The 3,220-nt window shown below is 45.4% G+C and carries 3 protein-coding genes; all 3 read left to right on the plus strand.

The window, feature by feature from the left end:
* On the plus strand, positions 1-1,393 hold a 1,393-nt coding region (locus tag ACP45E_RS19045), incomplete at its 5' end, for a carboxylesterase/lipase family protein (RefSeq protein WP_069585436.1).
* Between the two features lie 353 nt (positions 1,394-1,746).
* Positions 1,747-2,118: a hypothetical protein gene (locus ACP45E_RS19050; protein WP_141707430.1), complete on the plus strand. Its 372-nt coding sequence runs from the start codon at positions 1,747-1,749 to the stop codon at positions 2,116-2,118.
* A gap of 200 nt (positions 2,119-2,318) precedes the next feature.
* On the plus strand, positions 2,319-3,220 hold a 902-nt coding region (locus tag ACP45E_RS19055; RefSeq protein ID WP_241824346.1), incomplete at its 3' end, for a TolC family protein.

Genomic DNA, 3,220 nt, shown 5'->3' on the forward strand with positions numbered 1-3,220 from the left:
AACCGCTCTTCCGATCTCTGCACCTGAGCCCGTTGAAAGGTGGCAAGGGGTACGCAGAGCCAAGGAGTATGGCGCATCAAGCCCCCAAACTCTGCCTGAAAAGGGGGCTTTCTATCAAAAAGAGTTTTTGCCTAAACCTCATGTCTATGATGAGGATTGTTTATATCTCAATGTATGGGCGCCAGAAACAAGAAATAACGAACAACTACCCGTGATAGTGTGGTTTTACCCTGGTGGTTTTGTTTGGGGGTCAGGCAGTGATGACTCAATTGATGGGACCGCTCTTGCACAAAAAGGCGTAGTGGTGGTCACTATAAACTACCGAGTTGGTGTGCTGGGATTTATGGCACATCCGGAATTGACACAGGAATCGCCAAACCACACATCAGGAAACTATGGATTACTTGATCAAATCGCAGCGTTAAATTGGGTTCAGCGTAATATCGGTCAGTTTGGTGGTGACAATCGTAACGTCACGATTTCTGGGTTGTCAGCGGGTGCAATCAGCGCGCACCTTTTATCTGCATCGCCGAGAGCAAAGGGGTTGTTCCACAAACTTATCGCACAAAGTGGTTCAGTATTTGCGATGAAAGGGCATGCAAAGCTTGAGAACAACGAAGCTGCGGGTATTCGATACGCGAACAGTTTAGGCGCAACTTCAATTGATCAACTTAGAAAGCTCTCACCTGAAGAATTGATGGCAAAACCCTATAAAGCATGGCCGGTTGTGGATGGTTGGTTGTTACCAGAGAACGTATCTAGCGTTTATGAAAAAGGACTGCAAATTGATGTACCTATGCTAATAGGTGGTACATCAGACGAGGCTGCGACAATACCACATGATGTAATCACACTAGGCACATTTGAATTCTGGGCGAAAAGCTTATTTGGTGATTACGCAGAAGAATATCTAAAGCTTTATCCAGCCAAAACAGACAGCCAAGCTAGGGACAACGTTGTCTCAACTAAAACTGAATCAATCCACTGGGCGACGCGAAAGTGGGCATCTCAACAAAATAAGTCGGGTACCGAACCTATCTATCTTTATTCATTTAGCAAGGCACCTCCTGGTGAACTTAGCGCACAACACGGTGCCTATCATATGGGAGATTTAGTCTATGCCTTTAATAACCTCGATACCGTCGATAGACCTTGGATTCAAGAGGACAGAGAGTTGGCCGAGTTGATGTCGAGCGCTTGGGTTAATTTTGCTAAAACCGGCAATCCAAATGGTGGTAGATTGCCTTTATGGCCAGCGTATTCGAGTACAGACGATGTCATTATGATATTTGACAGTAAAACCGAAGCAAACGTAGATAAGCGAAGTACGGCGTTGCACCGATTATTCGACAAAGAATTTGCCAAGAATCAAGGTTATTTGACGCCTCTTTAGAGGTAACCTAAGACTGAAGTTTCGACATTTATTTGTAGGGTCTATAGTTAGCCGCTTTCCTAATTTAGAGAGTAATGAATAACGACAAGCATGGAAAGTTACTTACTTGGCGCCCAGAAATAATCGTGGAGATCTTTTTGAAGAGTTTAAATCGGTCTGCACATGACTGGAAACCTGATGGAAATCATTTGATAATAATGTGCTTGACCTTCCCCCTAGGTGAGGCCCTAATGTTTGTAACAAATCAACTTTAAAGGCTCAGTATGCGGTTCTCTACCACTCGCATCAATTGGATAACACTTTTAAGCATCTTCACGTTGTTAACGTCTAGTGTTGTTGCGAGTGCGCCTTTAATGTCATTCCAAATGACAGATAGCGTCGGTTTGATGTCTAACTCTAATGTCTGCGCTAGCCAAAGTATTCAGCCTACATCGTCATCGCAGTTGCCTGATTGTCACTCAGTAATGAACAGTGACTATGATCAAATGAACCACCACTATAGCTCTACTGACTGGCTTCTTACTCAGTCCGATTCGCTTCATTGTGATGGCGGTGCTGAATCGGCGCATAACTGCTGCACCGCGACTTGTGTCAATGTGATGGCATTTATCCCCAATTTAAATAATGACACCCATTTAAAGACCCGATTAAGTCGGATTGAAACTCTGAACCAAGGTGAGCGTGTTCACCGTCCGCACTCTTTATACCGTCCCCCAATCGCCTAATCCAATTTCTGATTTTCTATTACTGCTCACTTGCTTTTAGCGTCTCTACATCAGTCCGCTAATGGCTAACGCAGTGACCGTTTTATCGCGTCTACTATTTTGTCTTATTAGGGCTTATTTGGCGCAAGAATTTGGATAATACCGTGACTATTAAACCCTCACTTATTGCCGTTGCAGTCGGTGTATTGGTTGGCTTAGCCCTGCCACTTCACGCTTCTGCTGATACGACGAAAACAAGCGTAGCGTCATCATCAATTTCACTCGCCCAGCTGATTGAACTCGCGTTAGATAACGACTCAAACCGAAAGCAGTTCTACGCCCAATCTCATGCGATGAGGGAGTCTGGAATCGCCAATTCGACCCTTACTGACCCAAAATTAAAATTTGGTGTTGGCGGTTTACCGGTCGACAGTTTCAAGTTTGACGATGACCCAATGACCAACATCTCTGTTGGGCTAATGCAACAATTTAGCCGCGGCTCAACACTTGCTCTTCAACAACGACAAGCCAATCAACAGGCAGATGGGATGGCACTTCAAATCGCCGTTCGCGAGCTTGAGGTCGCCAATAGCATGACTCAGCTCTGGCTTGAGCTCGGCTACCAGCAGCAGGCGCATTCCGTACTGCTTGAAAATCATCGATTAATGCAAGAGATGGAAAGCTTTATTCAAACGAACTACGCCATTGGTAAAAGCGAAGCACAAGATCTTCTGAATGCTCAACTTCAAGTCAGTCAAATTGAAGAAAAATTGCAGGCAAACCGCCAAATGCAGAGTCGCCTTATTTCTCAACTGTCAGAGTGGCTAGGATCGGATTGGCTGTATCGAACTGACTCATTACAAGCAAGCAATCAACTCGACTGGGGCCTACTTGAACAGCGTTTAAACAACTCGGCAGGCACCACTAAGCATTACCAGCAACTTAATCAGCACCCAATGGTACAAATGGCGGATATCGCCATCTCGGCCAACCAAACGCAAGTAGAAATTGCCGAACAAGCCTATACCCCTCAATTCGGCGTCGAGGTGATGTACGCCTACAGGCAAGCCGATGGGATGTTGGGTGATCCTGCATCTGATCTCGTCAAGATCGGAAGAGCGGT

Source organism: Vibrio genomosp. F10 str. 9ZD137 (assembly GCF_049974785.1).
Lineage (GTDB): Bacteria > Pseudomonadota > Gammaproteobacteria > Enterobacterales > Vibrionaceae > Vibrio.

Excerpts from the sequence above, each read along its gene's own strand:
- ACP45E_RS19050 (WP_141707430.1), top strand. The coding sequence starts at position 1,747 with ATGTCATTCCAAATGACAGATAGCGTCGGTTTGATGTCTAACTCTAAT.